The sequence below is a fragment of the Viridibacillus arenosi genome (assembly GCF_001955655.1).
GTDB classification, from domain to species: Bacteria; Bacillota; Bacilli; order Bacillales_A; family Planococcaceae; genus Viridibacillus; species Viridibacillus arenosi.
In genome coordinates this window covers 60,423-83,346 of the sequence record NZ_MSPW01000009.1, presented here as the reverse complement: position 1 = coordinate 83,346, position 22,924 = coordinate 60,423, and the positions used below count along the sequence as shown (strand labels likewise).

At 37.1% G+C, this 22,924-nt stretch carries 18 protein-coding genes and 1 other annotated feature; of the genes, 12 read left to right on the top strand and 6 right to left on the bottom strand.

Translation table 11 applies throughout. The features are described from left to right. Positions 1-93: 93 nt before the first annotated feature. The 6 genes from addB to BK137_RS15715 all read left to right on the top strand — a co-directional run bounded on the left by addB (position 94) and on the right by BK137_RS15715 (position 11,852). Positions 94-3,630 (top strand): helicase-exonuclease AddAB subunit AddB, encoded by a 3,537-nt coding sequence (gene addB / locus BK137_RS15740; protein WP_038179657.1) that lies wholly within the window; start codon positions 94-96, stop codon positions 3,628-3,630. Then, positions 3,587-7,309 (top strand): helicase-exonuclease AddAB subunit AddA, encoded by a 3,723-nt coding sequence (gene addA / locus BK137_RS15735; RefSeq protein ID WP_038179655.1) that lies wholly within the window; start codon positions 3,587-3,589, stop codon positions 7,307-7,309. Before addB ends, addA begins: the two co-directional genes overlap by 44 nt. Positions 7,310-7,321: 12 nt before the next feature. Further along, positions 7,322-8,512 (top strand): DUF418 domain-containing protein, encoded by a 1,191-nt coding sequence (locus BK137_RS15730; RefSeq protein ID WP_235175673.1) that lies wholly within the window; start codon positions 7,322-7,324, stop codon positions 8,510-8,512. 40 nt (positions 8,513-8,552) lie between these two features. Then, entirely contained in the window at positions 8,553-9,455 is a 903-nt protein-coding gene (locus tag BK137_RS15725) for a fumarylacetoacetate hydrolase family protein (RefSeq protein WP_038179653.1), read from the top strand. Positions 9,456-9,586: 131 nt separating this feature from the next. Further along, positions 9,587-9,961: a YisL family protein gene (locus BK137_RS15720; protein WP_038179651.1), complete on the top strand. Its 375-nt coding sequence runs from the start codon at positions 9,587-9,589 to the stop codon at positions 9,959-9,961. A gap of 412 nt (positions 9,962-10,373) precedes the next feature. Next, positions 10,374-11,852, top strand: a complete 1,479-nt coding sequence (locus BK137_RS15715; RefSeq protein WP_038179650.1) for an alpha-amylase family glycosyl hydrolase — start codon at positions 10,374-10,376, stop codon at positions 11,850-11,852. Between the two features lie 48 nt (positions 11,853-11,900). Here BK137_RS15715 and BK137_RS15710 read toward each other — a convergent pair whose 3' ends face one another. Both BK137_RS15710 and BK137_RS15705 read right to left on the bottom strand, forming a co-directional pair. Continuing rightward, positions 11,901-12,758, bottom strand: a complete 858-nt coding sequence (locus BK137_RS15710) for a DegV family protein (protein ID WP_038179648.1) — start codon at positions 12,756-12,758, stop codon at positions 11,901-11,903. Positions 12,759-12,779: 21 nt separating this feature from the next. Continuing rightward, positions 12,780-13,592, bottom strand: coding sequence for a Cof-type HAD-IIB family hydrolase (locus BK137_RS15705; RefSeq protein ID WP_038179646.1), 813 nt, complete (start codon positions 13,590-13,592; stop codon positions 12,780-12,782). A 122-nt stretch (positions 13,593-13,714) separates the two neighbouring features. Here BK137_RS15705 and BK137_RS15700 point away from each other — a divergent pair, with 122 nt between their 5' ends. Together BK137_RS15700 and BK137_RS15695 are read left to right on the top strand one after the other, a co-directional pair. Next, positions 13,715-14,482, top strand: coding sequence for an alpha/beta fold hydrolase (locus tag BK137_RS15700; RefSeq protein WP_038179645.1), 768 nt, complete (start codon positions 13,715-13,717; stop codon positions 14,480-14,482). 52 nt (positions 14,483-14,534) lie between these two features. After that, positions 14,535-14,843 carry a metal-sulfur cluster assembly factor gene (locus BK137_RS15695; protein WP_038179643.1) on the top strand — a complete coding sequence of 103 codons (309 nt, stop codon included), beginning with the start codon at positions 14,535-14,537 and terminating at the stop codon, positions 14,841-14,843. A gap of 77 nt (positions 14,844-14,920) precedes the next feature. Here the strand turns inward: BK137_RS15695 and BK137_RS15690 are convergent, their stop codons facing one another. Next, complete coding sequence (locus BK137_RS15690) at positions 14,921-15,625, bottom strand: Crp/Fnr family transcriptional regulator (protein ID WP_235175672.1); 705 nt, start codon at positions 15,623-15,625, stop codon at positions 14,921-14,923. A 234-nt stretch (positions 15,626-15,859) separates the two neighbouring features. On the opposite strand from BK137_RS15690, the gene BK137_RS15685 reads away from it, so the two are divergent. Continuing rightward, complete coding sequence (locus tag BK137_RS15685; RefSeq protein WP_076066872.1) at positions 15,860-18,001, top strand: ATP-dependent Clp protease ATP-binding subunit; 2,142 nt, start codon at positions 15,860-15,862, stop codon at positions 17,999-18,001. An 89-nt stretch (positions 18,002-18,090) separates the two neighbouring features. On the opposite strand, the gene BK137_RS15680 is transcribed toward BK137_RS15685, so the two are convergent. Continuing rightward, entirely contained in the window at positions 18,091-18,285 is a 195-nt protein-coding gene (locus BK137_RS15680) for a YjzD family protein (RefSeq protein WP_038179641.1), read from the bottom strand. A 193-nt stretch (positions 18,286-18,478) separates the two neighbouring features. On the opposite strand from BK137_RS15680, the gene BK137_RS15675 reads away from it, so the two are divergent. The 3 genes from BK137_RS15675 (at position 18,479) to BK137_RS23075 (ending at position 21,122) form a co-directional block, all read left to right on the top strand. Then, positions 18,479-19,417, top strand: coding sequence for a beta-ketoacyl-ACP synthase III (locus tag BK137_RS15675; protein WP_038179639.1), 939 nt, complete (start codon positions 18,479-18,481; stop codon positions 19,415-19,417). A 31-nt stretch (positions 19,418-19,448) separates the two neighbouring features. After that, positions 19,449-20,684, top strand: coding sequence for a beta-ketoacyl-ACP synthase II (gene fabF / locus BK137_RS15670; RefSeq protein ID WP_038179637.1), 1,236 nt, complete (start codon positions 19,449-19,451; stop codon positions 20,682-20,684). 153 nt (positions 20,685-20,837) lie between these two features. Continuing rightward, complete coding sequence (locus BK137_RS23075; protein ID WP_481937804.1) at positions 20,838-21,122, top strand: YuzI family membrane protein; 285 nt, start codon at positions 20,838-20,840, stop codon at positions 21,120-21,122. On the opposite strand, the gene trpS is transcribed toward BK137_RS23075, so the two are convergent. After that, complete coding sequence (trpS, locus tag BK137_RS15660) at positions 21,076-22,065, bottom strand: tryptophan--tRNA ligase (RefSeq protein WP_038179635.1); 990 nt, start codon at positions 22,063-22,065, stop codon at positions 21,076-21,078. The two genes, BK137_RS23075 and trpS, sit on opposite strands and share 47 nt — an antisense overlap. 45 nt (positions 22,066-22,110) lie before the next feature. Further along, positions 22,111-22,328, bottom strand: a binding site (T-box leader). Positions 22,329-22,388: 60 nt separating this feature from the next. Next, positions 22,389-22,733 carry a DUF3899 domain-containing protein gene (locus BK137_RS15655; RefSeq protein ID WP_038179633.1) on the bottom strand — a complete coding sequence of 115 codons (345 nt, stop codon included), beginning with the start codon at positions 22,731-22,733 and terminating at the stop codon, positions 22,389-22,391. Positions 22,734-22,924 lie beyond the last annotated feature (191 nt).

Sequence of the window (22,924 nt, the reverse complement as noted above, 5' to 3'; positions counted from 1 at the left end):
GAACAAACGTTCTTTTGTTCAGGTCTACATATTTTTGAGCATAAATAGTAAAGCGATTGGAATTTTATCTTGATTAAAAGAGGGGGAGTTAGAATGTCACTGCGTATCGTTTCCGGAAGGTCAGGCTCTGGAAAATCGACGCTTATTCATCATGAAATAGTTGATATTGTAAAGGAACAGTCGATAGGGGCACCAATTTTCTTACTTGTCCCTGACCAAATGTCATTTTCTTCTGAATATGATTTAACACATCGATACGGTGTATCAGGACTTATTCGAGCGCAAGTTACAACGTTTAAGCGTTTAGCGTGGCGCGTCCTGCAAGAAACTGGTGGTATTAGCCGACAAGAGATTAACGGGTTCGGTTATCGAATGCTTATCAAACGTTTATTAGAGGATAATAAAGAACAGTTTTCATTGTTCCGTCAAGCTGCTGGAAAACGTGGTTTTACGGATGAGATGGAAACTTTATTAAAGGAATTTAATCGCTATAGTTTAGATAGCAAAACATTAGAACTGCTTCTATCAGATTTTGAAGGTATGAATGCACCACAAACATTGCGCGATAAGGCACATGATCTTCAGTTATTATTGTCAGCTTTAGAAGAGCGATTAGGTACTACATATATTGATAGTGAAGGTTATTTCCCCTTGCTAACAGCACAGCTAAAGGATTCGGAAATTATTCAATCTGCAGATATTTATATTGATGGATTTACAGCGTTCACAACACGAGAATTTGAACTAGTGCAAGAATTATTAAAAGTAGCACGTCGAGTAACGGTTGTTTTACCTATGGAGTCAGATGCTGATGCAGACGATGAACAAGCACTATTTTATCAATCTGCTCGGACAAGTGTACGCTTAAAAGAATTAGCATTTGAAGAAGGTATTGAAGTAGAACGAACTGTACATTGTCAAACAACATTTCGTTTTCAAAACAATGATTTGAAATGTATCGAAGAAAAATTTGATTTACAAGATGAAGCAATGTGTAACTCTTCCGAGGATTTTGAGATTATTGAAGCAGTTAATCGCCGTGCAGAAGTACATGCTATTGCGAGAAAAATTAGAGAATTTATGCAAAATGACGCAATTCGTTATCGTGAGATGGCTATTTTATATCGTCAGGCTGATGTATATGATCCACTGTTTGCGACAATTTTCCCTCAATACGATATTCCAGTTTTCGTGAGTCAGAAAAAGCCCATGCTTCACCATCCATTAATTGAACTAAGTCGTTCGGCTCTGGAGGTTATTCAATCTGATTGGAAGTACGAGCCTATTTTCCGTGCAGTAAAAACGGATTTGTTTTTCCCAGTAGATGCGGATTTACAAGTTTGGCGGGAGCGAGCAGACCGTTTGGAAAACTTTGTTATCGCGCAAGGAATCTATAGTGAACGCTGGTTTGATGAGAATCGTTGGCTATATAAAAAATATCGTGGACTGGAATTTTTAACAAAAAATCAAACAGATGAAGAGCGCGCCTTCCAACAAGAAATTGAAGCAGCGCGTAGTAAAGTAAGAGAACCTTTAAAAGAATTAGAAAATCAATTAACTAGCTGTAAAACGGGACGTGATTTCGCAACAGCTCTGTTTAATTTTATTGAAAATCTCGAAGTTTATGAAAAACTACAAGATTTAAAAGATAAAGAAATAGACAAAGGCCAACTGTTAGCCGCAAGTGAACATGAACAAGCTTGGAATCAATGGGTAGATGTACTTGATCAGTTCGTCATGATGTTTGGTGAACAAGAAATGACACTAGAAGAAGCACTTCACACTTTAGAGGAAGGGTTTGATACATTAGAATTTTCACGTATCCCACCGTCATTAGACCAAGTGACCATTGCAACAGCAGATTTGTCTCGTTTAACGAATATGAAAGCTGTTTTTGTAATCGGTATGAATGAAGGGGTATATCCACAAAGGATGGACCATGAAGGATTACTTTCTGATGCAGAACGTGAATGGTTTATGCAACTTGGAATGGAACTGGCACCAACATCTAAAACGCGATTGTTAGAAGAATCATTCATCACCTATCGTGCCTTAACCATGGCTTCTGAAAAACTCGTTGTTAGTTATGCCATTGCAGATGAAGAAAGTAAAGCATTATTACCATCCCTATATGTGAAGAAGTTACAGCAACTTATTCCTAATGCACCATTTACAAAAGCGTTAATAGATCCAACTGAAGCTTTATCAGAGCTCTCGGATCTCCCTTATATTAATCACCCTAATACATCTTTAGCCTATTTAATGATGCAACTGAGACAAGCTGAGCATGGAAAGGGGCTAACACCTGAATGGCGTGCGTTACAGGCGTATTATGAAGAGGATCCTTATTGGTCGGATATTCTAGAGCGTTTAATGCGTCCATTAACAGTGCTGAATAAAGCAGAGCAACTTACACCTGATATCACCGATGCCTTGTATGGCTCAACTCTTACCTCAAGTGTTTCACGTATTGAGAAGTTTTATGGTTGTCCGTTTTCCCATTTTTCTACTTATGGTTTACGTCTTGAGGAGCGTGCTGAATATCGACTTGAAACACCGACGATCGGAGACTTATTCCATGCAGCGTTAAAATGGATTTCTGAGGAAACACATGAGAAGAATATTAAATGGGGTCAGTTGACGCCAGAGCAATGTGCTGATTTAGCAAAACGAGCAGTGGATAAGATTTCTCCACTGTTGTATCACCAAATTTTAATGAGTACATCCCGTTATCGTTATATTCAACGAAAACTGACATTGATCGTACAAAGAACGATGCTTTCTTTAAGTCAACATGCACGTGTATCAAATTTCAAACCGATTGCTCTAGAAGCTGCATTTGGACCGGGGGAACCCTTACCACCATTAATGATCAAATTAGATGGCGGTAAGAAAATGCAAATGCGTGGTCGAATTGACCGAGTAGATGCAACTACAATCAATGATAAGCCGTATATTCGCGTTGTAGATTATAAATCTTCTTCGAAAAAACTAGATTTAAATGATGTGTATTATGGTCTATCTTTACAAATGTTAACCTATTTAGATGTGGCTGTTGAGAATTCAGAGGCATGGTTGCCGTTACATTCAGAAGCTGGTGGTGTGTTATATATACATGTCCACAATCCGATGTTAAAGCCACATGATAATTTGGATGGCCAACAGGCGGAGCTGGAACGATTAAAAGAATTCAAGATGAAGGGCCTTTTATTAGATGATCGAGAGACTTTGATTGATATGGATGAGGCGCTAGAAGAAGGCGGCCATTCACAAGTAGTACCAGTTTATGTGGGTAAGAAGGATGGTACTGTTTCTCCGAAAATGTCTTCTGTTATCTCGACTCAAGATATGGGGCATCTGCGGAATTTTGTGCGTCACAAGCATCAACAGGCTGGTGAGGGCATTTTAGCAGGTCATACTGATATAAGTCCATACCGTATGAAAACACGTACAGCTTGCGAGTATTGCTCATTTAAAAGCGTATGTCAGTTTGATACAACAGATGCAAATCAACATTATCGATATTTACAACCAATCGGTAAGAAAGAAGATGTTATTGAGCAAATTCGAAAGGAGACTAAAGCAGATGAAGGAAATTCCTGTGAAGCCGGCGACAGCGACTTGGACTGATGAGCAGTGGAAAGCAATTTGGACTACTGGACAAGATACTTTAGTTTCAGCAGCAGCGGGCTCAGGGAAAACGGCCGTATTGATCAATCGTATGATTGAAAAGGTTATCTCATCGGATAATCCAATCGATGTTGATGAGCTGTTAGTCGTAACGTTTACGAATGCGTCTGCAGCTGAAATGCGTCATCGTATGGCAGAAGCGCTAGAAAAAGCTATTACCAATCAGCCAGAATCAAAGCACCTCAGAAGACAATTAAGTTTGTTAAATAAAGCACAAATTTCTACATTACATTCATTTTGTTTAAATATTGTTCGACAATATGCGTATCTATTAGACATTGATCCAGGCTTCCGAATTGCAAACGATACAGAAGCTGCACTTTTAAAAGATGATACGTTAGCTGAAGTGCTAGAAGAGGCTTATAACAGCGATCAAGTTGATGATGTTTATCGATTAGTTGACAGTTTTACATCTGACCGTGATGACCAAGCAATTGAGACATTAATTGAAAAATTATACGATATGTCACGTGTTAATCCAGAGCCGATGAAATGGCTAGAATCACTACCGGATCAATATGACCTTGAAGCTATCACATCAATTGATGAGTTGCCAATTAGTAAAATAATTAAGCGTTCGGTTAGTCATGCTATTGAAGCTGCCTATGCGCTTATTAAAGATATGCGAGAGCTAAGCCTAGAACCAAACGGACCATCAGCTTATGGTGAAACAGCTGAGAAGGATTTTATTTTATTAACTGAAGCTCGTGCATTTTTACATGAACGTTCTTGGGAAGAGGCATATGAATATTTTCATGCTGTTAGCTGGGCGAGAATTTCTACGAAGAAGATGGATTGTGATTTAGAATTAAAAGCTTTAGCTCAAAACAAACGTAAGCAAGCAAAGGAACTATTTGATGCCGCTAAAAAACAATATTTCACAAGAAGACCAGAACGATTGCTAGAAGAGATTCGTTTAATGAAACCAATACTCTTAACACTAGTGAAAATTGCTGCAAGTTTCAGTGAAAAATATGCCGCTGCAAAAAATGAAAAAGGTCTTGTAGATTTCTCCGACTTAGAACACTTTGCTTTGCAAATTCTAACGGATGAAATAGACGGTGAGCTTGTTCCATCAGCTGTAGCACTTAGCTATCGAGAAAAGTTCAATGAAGTACTTGTTGATGAATATCAAGATACTAATAGGCTTCAAGAAACCATTTTGCAGCTAGTGAAAAATGGTGGGGAAGCGGATGGCAATATGTTTATGGTTGGTGATGTGAAACAATCTATTTACCGTTTCAGATTGGCAGAGCCGACACTTTTTTTAAACAAATATTTGGCGTTTGAGGAAGAACCAACAAATACAGGTATGAAAATTGACTTAAATGCAAACTTCAGAAGTCGTCAGGAAGTATTACACGGTACTAACTATATTTTCTCACAGATCATGGGCGAAGAAGTCGGTGAAATCAATTACGACGAAGCTGCAGAATTAAAGCCACAAGCTCCTTATAATGAAAAAGATGCCCCTATTGAATTGACAGTTTTATATACAGATCAAACTGAAGAGGAAGAGTCTAAGGAATCTGATGATGGTGAAGCGGGTGTTAGCTCTGAGTTACAAGCTGAGGAGGAATTAAAAAAATCTCAGCAAGAGGCACGCTATATAATTGAGAAAATAAAGCAATTAATGGATTCTGGACAAATGGTTTATGATACAAAAAAAGGCACTGAACGACCTTTGGAATATCGTGATATTGTTATATTAATGCGCTCGATGACTTGGTCAGGTGATTTAGCAGAAGAGTTTAAGCTAGCAGGTATTCCGTTATATGCAGAGTTGTCTAAAGGATATTTTGAAGCTCTTGAAGTAATGATAATGATAAATACATTGAGAATTATTGATAACCCGTATCAAGATATTCCTTTAGCATCTGTCCTAAGAGCGCCATTTGTTAAATTAACGGAAAATGAGCTAGCCAAAATCCGTTTAGCTGACCCGAAAGCACCTTTTTATGATGCGTTGAAACAATTTGTACGCATCGAAGGTACTGGTCTAAAATCGAGTACTGCTGAAAAGCTACAACGTTTCTTACTGCATTATGAAGATTGGCGTGATTTAGCTCGTAGGGGTTCGCTAGCAGACTTAATTTGGAGAGTATATATTGATACAAATTATTATGAAATGGTTGGTGCAATGCCTAACGGCAAACAGCGCCAAGCGAATTTACGTGCACTTCATGATCGTGCGTTATCGTATGAAAAAACGTCGTTCCGAGGGCTTTTCCGATTTTTGAGATTCGTAGATCGTATGCGATTACGTGGAGATGATTTAGGAACTGCACGCGCTATTAGTGAAACGGAAAATGTTGTACGTTTAATGACAATACACTCATCTAAAGGCTTAGAGTTCCCTTATGTTTTTGTAGCAGGATTAGGTCGAGAGTTCAATAAAATGGATTTCAATTTACCGTATTTATTTGACCAACAATTTGGTTTGGCGGTGAAAATGATTGATCCTGAGAAACGTATTCAATATACCTCTCTACCATTCCTTGCGATGCAGGAGAAAAAGAAACTTGAGTTGAAGGCAGAAGAGATGCGCGTTCTTTATGTTGCGATGACACGTGCAAAAGAGCACCTTTATCTAGTAGGTACTGTGAAAAACTGGGATAAGACAAAGGCTGTTTGGGAAGATGCTAAACTATTACCTGTAGGTGAAATGCTACCTGATCATATTCGTGCTTTAGCAAAAAGTTATTTAGATTGGATTGGTCCAGCTTTAGCTAGACACCCAGACTATGACCGATGTCTAAATGATGAAACTCAGTTAGTCACCAATGAGTTATCAAGATGGAAAGTTCAAGTAATAGGAGCGGAGCATTTTAAAGCACCTTTAGAAGTGACGGAAATAAAAGAAGAGGTTGTCGAGGATACCCAAAAAACTACTATTGTTGATGAGGGGTTATTAACGACTATCAAAAAGCGTTTTGATACAGCATATGCGTACGATAGAGCGATAGCAAAACGATCTAAAACATCTGTTAGTGAACTAAAACGTCTGCAAAATTTAGAACAATCCGAGCAACCTGAACTTTTTTGGAATGCACCTAAAAAACAACAGCAAGTGGCAAAAAGACCTAGCTTTTTACAACAACGTTCGTTAACAGCAGCAGAAATTGGAACAGCTATGCATACGGTAATGCAACATATACCGCAGCAAGGCTTGCATTCAATTGAAGAGGTTGAGGTTTTTGTGCAAAGGCTTGTTGACCGTCAACTTTTGACGAAGGAAGAGGGGGCAGCTGTACATGCACCTAAAATTGTAGGTTTCTTTGCAACACCTGCGGGTCAGCGCTTTATGAATGCAGTGGAACTTTATCGAGAAACGCCATTTACCTTTAGTATTACTGATGAGGACGGAGATTCACAAATCGTACAAGGGATTGTCGATTGCCTATTTAAAGAATTAGATGGCGACTGGATTCTACTTGACTATAAAACAGACCGAATTAAAGAAACGATGAAAACAACTGAAGGCTTACAAAAGGAAATGAAAGAACGATACGACGTACAGTTGACACTTTATAAAAAGGCGTTAGAAGAGACATTGAAAATCAAAGTTGCAGAAAAATTAATATATGCATTTGACGCACAGCGCTCAATTGAATTATAGGAGGAAAAGCATTTGAATTTAACACCAACACCTATGCAAAAAAGGATTGATACGCTCGATATAATACGAGGTTTTAGTTTGCTAGGTATTTTTTTAGTAAATATGTTTGCGTTTAGTACACCTTCGCCACATATTGATTTAAAAACTTGGTTCGAATCGCCAATAGATAAACAATATCATCAGTGGCTAGATATTTTTGTGCAAGGAAGCTTTTATCCACTATTTTCAATGTTATTTGGATATGGTTTAGCAATGCAATTTACGAAAGCAACACAGTTAGGTGACAACTTCTATAAGATTGGATCGAAACGTTTAGGTGTGTTATTTGGCATTGGTGTGTTACATGCCTTCCTTATTTGGTGGGGAGACATTCTAATGACGTATGCATTTTGTGGTTTCTTTTTATTAATCCTGTTACGTCTGAAACCAGTTTGGTTATTAACAATTGGTGGCGTATTATATGGAATTGTACATGGCTTTTTAGTGGTATTAATGGGATTAGCATCATTGGTGGAAGAGTCTACTGATTTTTCAGATTTTGTTGACATAACAGCTATCGAAAGTGCAATAGCGGCTTACGGCTCCGGTTCTTGGACAGAGGCTTTCATGCAACGCCTAGCAGATTTACAAGTACAGGCATCCCCAAGTATGTGGATTGTGGCGTTGTTTACAATTTTACCTTATATGTTATTAGGGGCTGCTGCATCCAAATGGAAACTAGTTGAACGTGCAAAGGAAAAACGAGTGTTTTGGATTGCTTTAACTGTTATTACTCTACCGGTTGGAGTGGCACTTAAAATGTTGCCATATAATTTAGAGCGCAATCTTTTCCTTGATTATGTGCAAGTTTCTTTTGGTGGTCCAATTCTTGCGATAGGGTATGCGGGGCTAATCGTCCTATTATGCCAAATTCCTAAATTCACAAAAATATTGTCGCCTGTTGCAAAGGCAGGACGCATGTCAATGACAATATATTTAATGCAGTCTATTATTGGAACATTCATTTTCTATCACTATGGATTAGGATTATATGGTAAAATCGGTGTCGATACCGTTACGTGGTTAGCTGTCGGGATTTTTGTTCTTCAAATAGTATTTGCGGAGCTTTGGTTCCTGAAATTTAAACAAGGACCGGTTGAAGCAGTGTGGAAAAGATTAACTTACGGAAAAATGTTACAGAAAAAAGAGGAAATTAGTCGATAATTAATGTATCATTGAAAAAAAAGAAGGAGTGCCAATATTCATGAAAATTTTATCATTTCGTTATAACGATGTAGTAAGTTTTGGTCCGAAAGTAAAAAAAGAAGAAGCTGTATGGGATGTTTTAGCAATCCAAGAAGCTCTTCAAGTACTACCTTCTTTCGCTACAACAATTGTAGAGGGGATGACAGCTGGTTTCGAGTTTGTAGAACAATCTCGTAAACTTGTAGAAGCTGCACAGAATTCAGAGAACCCAGAGCAATTTAAATATGCATTCACGGAAATTGAGTGGTTAGCACCAATTCCACGTACAACGAAAAATATTATTTGTGTTGGTAAAAACTATCAAGATCACGCCAAAGAAATGGGCGCTGAATCTGCTCCAGAAAATTTAATGATCTTCACAAAAGCACCAACTTCAATTGCTGCAGATGAGCAAACAATCTCTGCACATGCAGACGTCACTTCAGCACTTGACTATGAAGGTGAATTAGCAGTTGTTATTGGTAAAAAGGGTAAAAACATCCCTACTAAACTAGCATATGATTATATATTTGGTTATACAATTGCAAATGACATCACTGCACGTGATTTACAAGCAAAGCACAAGCAATTCTTCTTAGGGAAAAGCCTAGATGGCGCTTGTCCAATGGGTCCTTATTTAGTAACAAAAGATGAAATTCCTAATCCGCATTCTTTATCAATCGTTACAAAGGTGAATGATGAAATTCGCCAAAATGGTTCAACAAAAGACATGATCTTCACAATCGAAGAAATCATTTCTGAGATTTCTAGATTAGTAACTTTAGAGCCGGGTGACGTAATTTTAACAGGTACTCCAGCTGGCGTTGGTAAAGGTATGAACCCACCAACATACTTATCATCTGGTGATGTAGTAAAAGTATCAATCGAGGGTATTGGAACTCTAGTAAACCGTTTTAAATAAGCTTTTTAGCATATTATAGATATTACTATAGACCGGTGGATGAATTTCCATCGGTCTGTTAAATTTGTATAGTTTTTCACCTCGTGATAGGATATTAATGATTATTAAAACTATTTAAGGTGGGGTAATTAATGGATTTTTTAGCTAGCACCCATTTACACATTACAACTTGGGTAATCGCAATTATCTTGTTCCTAGTTTCTGCTGCTATGCAAAGTGGTACAAAAGGACAAAAAGTAACGCATATGATTTTACGTGTATTCTATATTCTAATCATCATTACTGGTGGCGCATTATTTGCTAAAGGTATGGATTTTAATATGGGTATGCTTTATGGTTTCAAATTCATTGGTGGTATTTTAGTTATCGGTATGATGGAAATGGTATTAGTAAGAAAAGCAAAAGGCAAACCAACAACTATGTTCTGGATCCTATTTGCAGTATTCTTATTAATCACTATGTTCCTAGGATTTAAATTACCAATGGGTGAGCACTTCTTAGCTTAATAACTGGCATGATAAACAGCCACATGACGAATCTCGTTGTGTGGTTGTTTTTTTATTGGAAAAGATGATTTTTATACAGTAATATACGCATTTTTAGGACGTGAATATTCTGCTAAATAACAAAGGGTACAGTTAGCGCAACAAACATTGGCTTTAGCGCAACAAATGATGAAGTTAGTGCAACAAAGGAGCCACTTAGCACAACAAACAATGCAGTTAGCGCAACAAACAAGTTTATAGGGAGTTTCCATTTGATAGGTTTAGTAGCTAAACGAGCGCTTTCAGCATTTAAGTAAATTCACATTTTTGTCGAATTTGTTTTTGTTTCGGTTGTTTTTGGTGTTAAAGCGTAGCGGGGATGGTGGGGGTTTGGTAAAATTACGTTGGACAGTTCTGCAGAGGAGGACTATAAGTGAACGTTGCAAAGTGGATTAGTACGGTAGTTGCGTCAGCGCTTTTGGCTACGACAATGGGGTTTGCACCTATTGCGAAGGCCGAGACTGAAGTGACGCATAATATTAAAGATGAAAGTATCTATGATCTCTTAGTGGATCGTTATTTTAATTCATCGGTCGAAAATGACTATAATGTAGATGCTCGAGATCAAAATGCTTTTGCTGGTGGTGACCTTACAGGGATTGCTACTAAGTTAACACATATTCAAGATATGGGTTTCACCGTTCTATCGATTGGGTCGATTTTTTCAACTGAATCATATGATGGAAGTGCGGTAGTGGATTACGAAAATATTGAGCGTCATTTTGGTACAGCAAAAGAATTTAAATCTTTGCTTGCTGATGTTCATAAAGGCAAAATGAAGCTAATGATTGATTTTCCGCTAAATAATGTTAGCAAAAATCACGTCTGGGCTAAAGATAAAGCTAATTCAGAATGGTACGAAACCGCTGATAACGGTCGTATTAATTGGAATACAGAGAATCCTGAAGTACAAGAGGCATTAATTAATGCAGCAACTGATTTTGCTCAGAAATACGATATTGATGGTATTCGCTTAACTAATTTAGGTAATAGTGATACAGCATTTTTAAATGAGATGATTGAGTCATTAAAAAATACAAATAAAAATATCTATGTTATATCTTCCGAAGACAGCGATGCAAATTTTGATATGTCTGTTAATAAAGAGACAATCGATATTTATCAATCGATTTTCAAAAATGTCGATATGGATTCGTCAAAAGTGGAACAACCACTTGGCACAATTAAAAAAGACGATGCAGAAAAACCTTCAGCTAATATGTTAGATAGTTTAAATAGCTCTCGTTTTACATTTGCTTCTGCAAATGAAAATATGTATCCACCGACACGTATTAAAGTTGCGATGGCTGCAATGTTTACGTTACCTGGTGTACCGGTAATGACATATGGTACTGAAATTGCACAAAATGGTGAACAAGCCCCTGAATCACATGCAGTATTTGATTTCAAAACGAAGGATGACATCGTTTCATACATAGGCGACGTGCAATCTGTTCGTAATAAATCAGAGACGCTTCGTACTGGGGACTTTAAACTATTAAAGAATAAAGATGGTTTCATTGTATTTGAACGCTCTTCTAATGACGAACAGTGGATTGTCGTTGTGAACAACACAAAAAATACACAGCATATTGATTTAGGTAAAGATATTATTGGAGAAAACAAAGAGCTACATGGCTTATTAGAAAGTGATATCGTGCGTCCGAAAGATAAGGGCATATACCGACTAGTGGTTGATCGAGAAATCGTCGAACTATATCAAGTAAAAGAACATACTGGCTTGAATATTTCATATATGATTTCATTAGGTTTTGTCTATGTACTTTTCATAACATTTATCGTATTAGTGTTACGTAGAAGTAAAAAAAATCGAAAAGCAAAAAATAACTAAATTAAAATCCCTTAAAGAATGTAAGTTATCTCTAAGGGATTTTGTATTTTAAGCGGAAGGGTACTGATTTAAGAAGAAAATAGCTAAAGTACCAGGGCCCGCATGTGATGCAACTGCAGAACCAATCAAATGGATTTCGACAGCTTTAGGCTGGAATTTGTACATAATCATAGCTTTCATCTCTTCAGCAGCGGCTAAATCATCTCCGTGACTAATGGCAATAACTTGATCACTTAAACCATCACCTGTTTCCTCCATCTTGTCTAAGATACGTTTCATCACTTTCTTACGTCCGCGATGTTTTTCTATAGGTATGAGTTTACCATCCTCCACATGAAGTAACGGTTTAATACTAAGTAAGCCACCGATAAATGCGCTTGCTTTTGAAACGCGTCCACCGCGTGCTAAATAATCTAAATCTTCTACTGTAAAGAAATGTTCCATATGTTGCGCATTTAAACGAACTTTTTCTGAGATTTCGTCTAGGCTTAAACCTGCTTCACGGAGGCGAACAGCTTCCTTAACAACTAGACCATAGCCAAGTGAAGCACATTTAGAATCTACGATTGTTAATTTTAAATCAGGGTATTGTTCTTTTACTTGTTTGTAGATCATTACAGCAGTGCTGTATGTACCAGATAATTCAGATGAAAAGGCTATATAAAGACCCTCCTCACCTGATTTTGCTAGCTCTTCGAAAAGTTCTAAAAACAATTCAGGCGATGCTTGAGAAGTTTTTGGCTGTCCGCCTTGACGGATAAATTCGTATACTTTCAAGACATCGACACCAACGACATCTGCATATTCTTCGTTGTTCATATGAACTCGTAAAGGGATTAGTGTTACATTATTTTCTTCATAAAAAGATTTAGGTAAATCAGAAGCGCTATCTGCATAGATTCTCATTTATTTACCTCCTAGTGTAATTTATTTTAGGTTTAGTCGATCAATTAGGAGGTTAGCTATACCATCCTCATTGTTAGTTTGTGTTATTTCATCTGCAATGTTTTTGAGCTGTCCAATACCGTTACCCATAGCAACTCCAAGACCTGCGTATTCTATCATTTCTAAGTCATTATCTTCATCGCCAAATGCAATAATACGTTCGCGAGGGATTTGTAAATCCTTTGCAACATGCGATAACCCGACTGCTTTATGCATGCCACGACGAACGATTTCAATTACTTCCCAAGGGTCGCCCCAACGGCGATGATCGATAAGCTCTGCTTTTGTGTCTGCTAAATGTTGACGAATTAAGGGTACATTCGAAGAGCTAGCTTGAATTAAAAGGCTTGTAGGATTATCTTTTAAATAATCACGTAATATACCAGTAGTTACTTTTGGTTCGCCCATTGTTAAAATATCTAAGATTTTTTGGTCATGGTATTGAACGTACACATCATCCATAACCTCAGCTATTAAATTTTCAATTTCATAATGGTGAATTGATTCGACAACATCTTTTACTACAGATAACTCTATTGGGCTATGAAGTGTTTGCCATGAAGTGTTAGTTGGATGATGTACGAAGGCTCCATTAAAGTTGACGATTGGTGTATGTAAACCTAGTTCTTGATAGTATATTTTGCTCGCACGATACGGTCTACCCGTAGCAATCATAACTTGATGACCTGCTTCTTTCGCCTGTAGTAAAGTGCGTTTTGTTTTTTCAGAAATAACTTTCTCGTCGGTTAAAAGTGTACCGTCTAAATCTAAAACAATCAAATGTGGTTGTACCATATGAAAAAACTCCTTTCCTACTATAATAGAGTGTATCGTTAATCTTACTTGTTCGTCAAAACTTTGTCACCGTCAAATATTTTTGTTACGATATTAGAATAAACTATCAAGGAGTGAATGCAGTGAAGGTTCAACAAGAACAGTGGGGTAAAATTCCGTTACTTCACATTTATGATGAAGAGACAGTAACATCAGCATCACCAGTTGTCATTTTTCTCCATGGCTTTATGAGTGCGAGTGAACATAATTTGCACTATGCATATAAACTAGTTGAAAGAGGCGTTCGAGTACTTTTACCAGATGCTTACCTTCATGGTGAACGTGATGAAGGGCTAGATGAAGTGCAACTTAGTTTGCGTTTTTGGGAAGTAATCTTAACTTCAATTGAAGAAGTCGACTTTTTACATAAGCAGTTAATAGAAAAAGGTTTGCTGCCAGAAGGTAAAATAGGTTTGGCAGGAACTTCTATGGGTGGAATTGTTACATTAGGTTGCTTACGTGTATACCCTTGGATTCAAACGGCATCAGTTATGATGGGTTCACCTTGTTATGTGGAGCTATCAAAAGCACAGATGGCCCAGTTTGAAGAAAGAGGTTTTAAAATTCCAATATCTGATGAAGAGCTTCAGAAAATGGAACAAACACTTAGTTACTTTGATATGTCAAAACAACCTGAATCAATGGCTAACCGTCCAGTGTTATTCTGGCACGGTAAGAAAGACCATATGGTTCCATTTGCGCCTACATATCAATTTTATGAGAGTATACAAGCAGATTATGCAGAACATCCTGAAGATCTTGTCTTTATCGTCGATAAACAAGCAGGGCATAAAGTATCTCGTCCAGGAATGATTGCGGCAACAAAATGGCTTGCAGACCATTTGGCATAAGTCATTTCATTTGTTATGATGGGATAAACACTATGCAGAAAGGGGAAACACTATGGATGCAGATATGAAAGAAAGTATTTACGGCGCTTTAGAAAACGTAATTGATCCTGAGTTAGGTATTGATATTGTCAACTTAGGTTTAGTATATGAAGTGGATTTATCTGAAGAAGGATTATGTGTAGTAACAATGACATTAACATCAATGGGTTGCCCGCTTGGTCCAGTTATTGTTGACCAAATCCGTACAGCACTATTTGAATTACCAGAAATTAGCGAGGTAACTGTTGATATTGTATGGAATCCACCATGGAATAAAGACAATATGTCACGTTATGCGAAAATAGCTTTAGGTATTCGCTAATATTGTAAAGAAAACCCGTTCTGACTTGAAAAGTCGAGCGGGTTTTTTAAATTTGTAAATGGGTATAATATCTGAGGTTAGTCAATTCTACAAATAGTAAGAGGGCAGTTTTCGCATTCACATTCATCTTTTAGAAATTGTAAATTAAGAACTGTGATTGTACTCTTGTCAAATGTAATAATATTATTCTTCTTCAGGTCATTTAACATACGGTTAATGACTTCTCGGCTAGTGGCACAAAGATTAGCCAGCTCATTATTGGTTAATTTATAGTTAATATGGATTGAGCCATCATCTAAATTTTCACCATAAGTGTTTGCTAATCGTATTAGAGTAGAAAAGAGTGCACCCTTTTTTCCATGTAGTAATAAATCACGGAGTCTAGATTGACTTTTCATATTTTGCAACTGTATCCAACGCAAACATGCAATCATCAATGACGGTTCTTGACTTAGATAGAGTTCAAGCATGTTGTTATCGATAGTTAAAATAGTAGTCGTTTCCATAGCTGTAGCTGTTGTTGAATTATAATCTAGAGAACTAAAAATAGTACTTTCACCAATTAAATTATTACTACCACAGATACGAATCGTTAATTCCTTCCCACTTGCAGTTTCTTTTGAAATTCTCACTTGTCCAGATACAACAAAAAAAACATCTTGGGTACGGTCACCTTCTAAGAATATAGGGGTGTCTTTGGCGAATTTGACAACTGTACCATGCTCTTTGAAAAGTGAATGGATCTTAGGTGGGATAGTTTCAATTTCCTCCAAAATTTTCACAACCTCTGCTGTTTTTCACAATTATAACATACTGTTTTCTTGCAATTGGGCAATATTTGAAATTCTCTTTTTTCACCTATTTGATGACATGGATGTTTGATTAAAAACATATTAGAAATGGGAAATTATTTTAGTCAAAAAAGGTCAAACAAATCACTTTACTTTCATGGGAAGACGATAATATAATGTAGTTAATCAAAAGGTCAAAAAAGGTCAAATAAGGAGTGAACTATAATGCAAATGAATATGAATAATGAAGAGCAAAAAAGTCCACTTGAACAATTTGGACGTAATTTAGTAGAAGAAGTGAAAAATGGCAAAATGGACCCTGTTATTGGTCGAGACCAAGAAATCCGTAATGTCATTCGAATATTATCACGTAAAACAAAAAACAATCCTGTATTAATCGGTGAACCCGGTGTTGGTAAAACTGCGATTGTTGAAGGATTAGCGCAACGTATCGTCAAAAAAGATGTACCAGAAGGATTAAAAGACCGTAAAATTTATGAGTTGGATATGAGTGCATTAATCGCTGGTGCCAAATATCGTGGGGAATTTGAAGAGCGTTTAAAAGGTGTCTTGAAAGAAGTCAAAGAAAGTGAAGGGCAAATCATCCTATTTATTGATGAGATTCATACAATTGTTGGTGCAGGTAAAACGGATGGTGCGATGGATGCAGGGAATATGCTCAAACCAATGTTAGCTAGAGGTGAGCTACATTGTATCGGTGCAACTACATTAGATGAGTACCGTATGTATATCGAAAAGGACCCAGCACTTGAACGTCGTTTCCAACAAGTTTTAGTTCGTGAACCATCTGTAGAGGATACGATTTCTATTTTACGCGGTTTAAAAGAACGTTTCGAACTACATCATGCCGTCAAAATTCATGACCGAGCAATTGTCGCTGCTGCAGAATTATCAAACCGTTATTTAACTGAGCGTTTTATGCCAGATAAAGCGATTGATTTAATCGATGAAGCTTGCGCGATGATTCGTACAGAAATAGATTCGATGCCACAAGAATTAGATGAAGTAACACGTCGTACAATGCAACTTGAAATCGAAGAGCAAGCTTTGATGAAAGAAAAAGATGACGCAAGTAAGAAACGACTTGTAGCACTTCGTGAGGAATTATCGGAGCTAAAAGATTCTACTTCTAATATGCGTGAGCAATGGGAAGCAGAAAAATCTTCTCTTCATGTTATCCAAGAAAAACGTGAAACACTTGATCGTTATCGTAGGGATTTAGAAGAAGCTGAAAATAATTATGATCTAAATAAAGCAGCGGTGCTACGTCACGGTAAAATTCCTGAATTAGAAAAAGAATTAGTAGAACTAGAGCAGACTTTGCAACAAGGCAATGATCGTCTGCTACGAGAAGATGTGACAGCTGAAGAAATAGCTTCAATCGTTTCAAGATGGACAGGTATTCCTGTAACAAAATTAGTTGAAGGCGAACGAGAGAAATTACTCAACTTAAAAGCTACATTACAAGAGCGAGTTGTCGGTCAAGACGAAGCTGTTCAGTTAGTGACAGAAGCGGTTTGGAGAGCGCGTGCAGGAATTCAAGATCCACAAAAACCAATTGGGTCTTTCTTATTCTTAGGTCCAACTGGTGTCGGGAAAACAGAATTAGCAAAAGCATTAGCTGCTCAATTATTCGACTCTGAGGATCATTTCATTAGAATTGATATGTCTGAATATATGGAAAAACATAGTGTATCTCGCTTAGTAGGGGCACCTCCAGGCTATGTAGGTTATGAAGAAGGCGGTCAATTAACAGAAGCTGTCCGAAGAAACCCATATGCAGTAGTATTATTAGATGAAATTGAAAAGGCACATCCCGATGTGGCGAATATTTTGCTACAAATTCTAGATGATGGTCGTATTACCGATAGCCAAGGGCGTATGGTTAATTTCACAAACACAGTGATCATATTGACATCTAATATTGGTTCAAGTTATTTACTCGATATGCCTGAAAATAGTGAACATGCTGTTGAGGACTTAGTAATGGCGTCTTTAAGAGAGCATTTCAAACCAGAGTTATTAAATAGACTCGATGATATCATAATGTTCCATTCATTAACAAACGAACATTTTTATCAAATTACTTGGAAGTATATTCAGTTATTACAAAAACGAGTGGCTGAACAAGAAATTGAACTAGAAGTAAATGAAGATGTCATCCAGTGGGTAGTAGCAGAAGGAATAGATCCGACTTTTGGTGCAAGACCTTTAAGAAGATTTGTACAGCGACACATTGAAACGCTCGTTGCAAAAGAATTATTAAAAGGGGAGACAGTACCAGGGGATAGACTAGATATTTCAATGGAAGATGGTAAAGTAACAATTCAAAAAGAACCAGCGTAAAGATAAAAAGTCTGAGCAACCATGAAAAAAGGTTGCTCAGACTTTTTTAAAAGAAAAAAACCCCGTCCAATCTTTGGACAGGATTTTCATTATTGTTGGTGACCTACTTGTTTAGGTGATTCGTTTGGAATAACATTGCTAATAATAATTAAGAATACAGAGAAAACTACTGAAAGCCCTAATCCAAGATTTAAGTTAAATCCAACATTCTGAATTGAACTTACTACGTAGTTCAGTACAGAAACTAATAATGCTGACCAGAAAAATAGCATAATATATCTCATTAATTTCACCTCTAACTAACTTTTTTACCTGTTCTATCATATCATATAGCCACATTTAAATAAAAGAATCTTTTCATTATTATGCCCCGTTATTTGGACAAAAATTGACGAAGTGTTGAAAAAATATAAATCTTTCGTTATAATTATTACCAGGTACTAATAATTGATAACAAAAGAAAAGAGGCGCTACTTCATGAACGCTGGAATAATAGGCTTAGGAAGATGTATCCCTAATCGCGTAGTCACAAATGCTGACTTAGAAAAAATAATGGATACATCAGATGAATGGATTCGCACTAGAACAGGAATTGAAGAACGAAGAATCGCATCAGATGAACATAACTCTTCTCATTTAGCTTTTGAAGCTGCAAAAAATGCAATAGCTAATGCTGGAATTTCGGCTGATCAAATCGGACTTATTTTAGTTGCAACCGTAACACCTGACCGACCATTTCCGAGTGTAGCGTGTATGATACAAGACCAACTCGGTGCACACAAAGCAGCTGCAATGGACTTGTCCGCTGCATGTGCAGGATTTATGTATGGATTGGTAACGGCTAAGCAATTCATTGAATCTAATACGTATGATTATGTATTAATAGTTGGTGTTGAAAAACTCTCGAAAATTACAAACTGGGAAGATCGAAATACTGCTGTCCTATTCGGCGATGGTGCATGTGCAGCTGTGATGGGTAAAGTATCTGAAAATCGAGGAATTTTATCATTTGAGCTAGGTTCAGACGGCTCAGGCGGAAAGCATTTGTTCCAAAATGACGCAGGCCATATTGAGATGAATGGCCGTGAAGTTTTCAAATTTGCAGTACGTCAAATGGGTGAATCAGCATTAAATGTCATAGAGAAAGCTGGATACACTAAGGAAGACGTTGATTTCCTTATTCCGCATCAAGCGAATATTCGAATTATGGAATCTGCAAGACAAAGACTAGATTTGCCAGAGGAGAAGATGTCTACTGCTATTAAAAAATATGGCAATACATCGTCTGCTTCAATTGGCAATGCATTAATAGAAGAACTAGAAGCCGGCAAAATTCATGATGGCGATTTACTCGTACTCGTTGGATTTGGTGGCGGCCTTACATGGGGCGCCGTTGCAATGCGCTGGGGAAAATAACAATACAAAGAAAAGAGGGAGTTAAAATAACATGACAAAACGTCGAGTAGTTGTTACAGGAATGGGTGCTGTAACACCTTTAGGAAATGATGTAGAAACAACATGGAAAGCGGTTAAAGAAGGAAAAAGTGGTGTCGGTCCATTAACACGTATAGATGCTGAGCAATTTCCTGCAAAAGTTGCTGCAGAAGTAAAGGATTTTGATATTGAAGCATACATTCCTCGTAAAGAAGCACGTAAGATGGATCGTTTTACACATTACGCATTAGCGGCGTCTATTATGGCTGTAAAAGATGCAGGGTTAGAAATAACTCCTGAAGTTGGTCTTCGTACAGGTGTTTGGATCGGTTCTGGTATTGGTGGAATGGAGACGTATGAGCAACAATTCCGCAATTTCCTTGAAAAGGGACAACGACGTGTTAGTCCATTTTTCGTACCAATGATGATTCCAGATATGGCTGCAGGGCAAGTATCTATCCACTTTGGTGCAAAAGCTATTAACTCATGTTCAGTAACAGCTTGTGCATCTGGTACAAACTCAATTGGTGATGCGTTCAAAGTTATTGAACGTGGCGATGCTGATGTTATGATTACTGGAGGAGCAGAAGCACCAATTACGAATATGGCGGTTGCAGGATTTTGCTCAAATACAGCACTTACATTAAACCAAGATCCGCAAACTGCATCTCGTCCATTCGATGCTAATCGCGATGGTTTTGTTATCGGCGAAGGATCGGGTATTGTTATTTTAGAAGAATACGAACATGCAGTAAAACGTGGCGCAAAAATCTATGGTGAAGTTGTAGGGTACGGTTCAACTGGAGATGCGCACCATATTACAGCTCCTGCTCCAGAGGGTGAAGGTGCAGCACGTGCAATGAAGCAAGCGATTGATGATGCTGGAATTGATGCAACAGAAATTGGTTATATTAATGCTCATGGTACAAGTACACCGTATAATGATTTATTTGAAACAAAAGCTGTGAAAACTGTATTCGGTGAGCATGCGTATAAATTAGCGATGAGTTCAACGAAATCGATGACAGGTCATCTACTTGGAGCAGCAGGTGGGATTGAAGCAATTTTTTCAGTACTTGCATTAAAAGAAGGTATTCTCCCTCCAACGATGAATCTGGAAACAGCAGATCCTGAATGTGACTTAGACTATGTTGCTAACGGTGCTAGAGAAAAAGAAATTACTTATGCTTTAAGTAATTCACTAGGTTTTGGTGGTCATAATGCCTCACTACTATTTAAAAAGTTTTAATAAGTTATAAATGACCACAGGGTGAATACCCTGTGGTTTTTTATCTATACAATTTTGTTGTTTAAATTAAATGATTACTGGAATAGTGATGTATTTCATTATAGTAAGTGAAAGATTATTAATTAGTAAGAACATCATATTTTTATATAAAAAATGACCTCGTTAGTTATAACGAAGTCATTTTTTCATATAGTAATAAAAACTAGAAAAGGAAATATGCAAATGCGCTTACTATTTTTCTTAACTTTTTACGGTCTGATTGTAATAAGTTCAACACACATGATTCTGTATTTGAACTACCGAGCACTAGGATATACTTGGACAGCCGTTTTTATGTTCATTTTGCATACAGTCGATTTCAAAATTTTCATCGGCTCAAGTATTGGACTAGTTATCGTCTATTTCTCCCAAGGCCCATCGCGTCTTCCATTTTCTTGATTGTTGCGCTTGCAATAGCGTTCGCTTTTTCAGCACCGGTATCTAAAATATCATCTAATTTTGGTGAATCGATTAACTCGTTAAAACGTTCCTGGATAGGTGCTAGATGATTAATAACACTTTCAGCAACTCCTGCTTTGAAAGCACCATAACCCAGCCCAGCGTATTTTGCTACAAGATTATCAATTGATTCATTTGTTAAAGATGCTTCAATTGTTAGTAAATTAGAGACACCAGGTTTAGATTCAGTATTGAAAGTAACAACGCCTTCAGAATCTGTCACGGCAGATTTGATTTTCTTCTCGATCTCTTTTGGAGTATCTAGAAGGCGGATTGTTGCTTTTTTGTTTTCATCGGACTTACTCATTTTCTTCGTTGGTTCTTGAAGTGATTTAATGCGAGCTCCGCTTTTTGGTAATTGAATAGTAGGAATCGTGAATACTTTACCGTACCGTTTATTGAAACGTTCAGCTAAGTCACGTGTAAGTTCTAAATGTTGTTTTTGGTCGTCACCAACTGGCACGATATCTGTGTTATATAGAAGAATATCTCCAGCCATAAGTGGTGGGTAAGTAAGTAAGCCTGCAGAAACCGCCTCTTTACCAGTAGATTTATCTTTGAATTGTGTCATACGCTCAAGTTCACCGATGTAAGAAATACATTGTAACATCCATCCAGCTTGTGCATGTGCAGGTACTTCTGATTGAATAAATAGTGTTGATTTTTCTGGATCAATACCTGTTGCTAGATATGTTGCAGCAAGCGTGCGGATGCTGTTACGAAGTTCTTTACTGTCTTGTGGCATTGTAATTGCGTGTTGATCAACAATACAAAAAATACAATCGTACTCGTCTTGCATAGTTGTAAACTGTCTGAATGCACCAATGTAGTTACCTAATGTAATGACACCTGTTGGTTGTACACCTGAAAAAATACGTTTCATAATTAAATTCCTCCTTGGATATAAAAAAACATCATGCGTCTCCTAAATAGGGACGAATGATGTTGAATCCGCGGTACCACCCAAGCTTGTCGATAAATCGACCACTCATCCTCGTAACGTGAGGTAAACGAACAGAGCTACTACATAAAGGTTCGCAAAGTTAACTCGGAAGTCCATTCCACTTAGCGTATCATCTGTTTGCACCAACCACAGACTCTCTTTACATACGACATAAATGTACTACTCTTCGTCTTCGTTTTTCTATATTACTTTGTGTGATTATAATATAGTACCAAGCCAAAAATCAAGCAATCGTTTACAGATTACAAATAATAAAAAATAAGGGCAATGAACATCATCATAATGGTAGCTCCACCGATTTGTAAAATACCCAAATAGGGCATTGAAACAATTTCAGATGGGGCTCTCATACTTTTAACATCCTCTAATCTAGATGACTTCACAAAAACCTTACGCATACTAACCGTGAAAATGTCAAAAAATCCAGATGATAGAATATATGAGGTGAGTCCTACAAAAAGTACAATAGCTCCTATGATAAATGAAATATTAATGTAATCGATTAATCTTAGCATTTTATATTGGAAGAACATGATGATCACGATTAAAAATTGCAGTGCTAAGAAGAGAATACCTTTCTTTTTCAAGCTAATAACCTCCAATTCTGTATTCATTTTAGTTGAAATAAGTTGAAAAATCAAAGAAATTTCACATCATTATATATTCAGAATATTAGAACTTTGTGCTGATAAATACTGATGTTATCACATTTGAATATCAAGTATACGTCAAAAAAAGACATTTTTATCAAAAGGTTACTGTACAACTTTTTTTGAAT

What these genes read in the sequence shown, in the direction of transcription:
- addB (WP_038179657.1), top strand. Translation starts at nt 94, where the DNA reads ATGTCACTGCGTATCGTTTCCGGAAGGTCAGGCTCTGGAAAATCGACG.
- addA (WP_038179655.1), top strand. Translation starts at nt 3,587, where the DNA reads ATGAAGGAAATTCCTGTGAAGCCGGCGACAGCGACTTGGACTGATGAG.
- BK137_RS15725 (WP_038179653.1), top strand. Translation starts at nt 8,553, where the DNA reads ATGAAAATTTTATCATTTCGTTATAACGATGTAGTAAGTTTTGGTCCG.
- BK137_RS15720 (WP_038179651.1), top strand. Translation starts at nt 9,587, where the DNA reads ATGGATTTTTTAGCTAGCACCCATTTACACATTACAACTTGGGTAATC.
- BK137_RS15710 (WP_038179648.1), bottom strand. Translation starts at nt 12,758, where the DNA reads ATGAGAATCTATGCAGATAGCGCTTCTGATTTACCTAAATCTTTTTAT.
- BK137_RS15705 (WP_038179646.1), bottom strand. Translation starts at nt 13,592, where the DNA reads ATGGTACAACCACATTTGATTGTTTTAGATTTAGACGGTACACTTTTA.
- BK137_RS15695 (WP_038179643.1), top strand. Translation starts at nt 14,535, where the DNA reads ATGGATGCAGATATGAAAGAAAGTATTTACGGCGCTTTAGAAAACGTA.
- BK137_RS15685 (WP_076066872.1), top strand. Translation starts at nt 15,860, where the DNA reads ATGCAAATGAATATGAATAATGAAGAGCAAAAAAGTCCACTTGAACAA.
- BK137_RS15680 (WP_038179641.1), bottom strand. Translation starts at nt 18,285, where the DNA reads ATGAGATATATTATGCTATTTTTCTGGTCAGCATTATTAGTTTCTGTA.
- BK137_RS15675 (WP_038179639.1), top strand. Translation starts at nt 18,479, where the DNA reads ATGAACGCTGGAATAATAGGCTTAGGAAGATGTATCCCTAATCGCGTA.
- fabF (WP_038179637.1), top strand. Translation starts at nt 19,449, where the DNA reads ATGACAAAACGTCGAGTAGTTGTTACAGGAATGGGTGCTGTAACACCT.
- BK137_RS23075 (WP_481937804.1), top strand. Translation starts at nt 20,838, where the DNA reads ATGACCTCGTTAGTTATAACGAAGTCATTTTTTCATATAGTAATAAAA.
- trpS (WP_038179635.1), bottom strand. Translation starts at nt 22,065, where the DNA reads ATGAAACGTATTTTTTCAGGTGTACAACCAACAGGTGTCATTACATTA.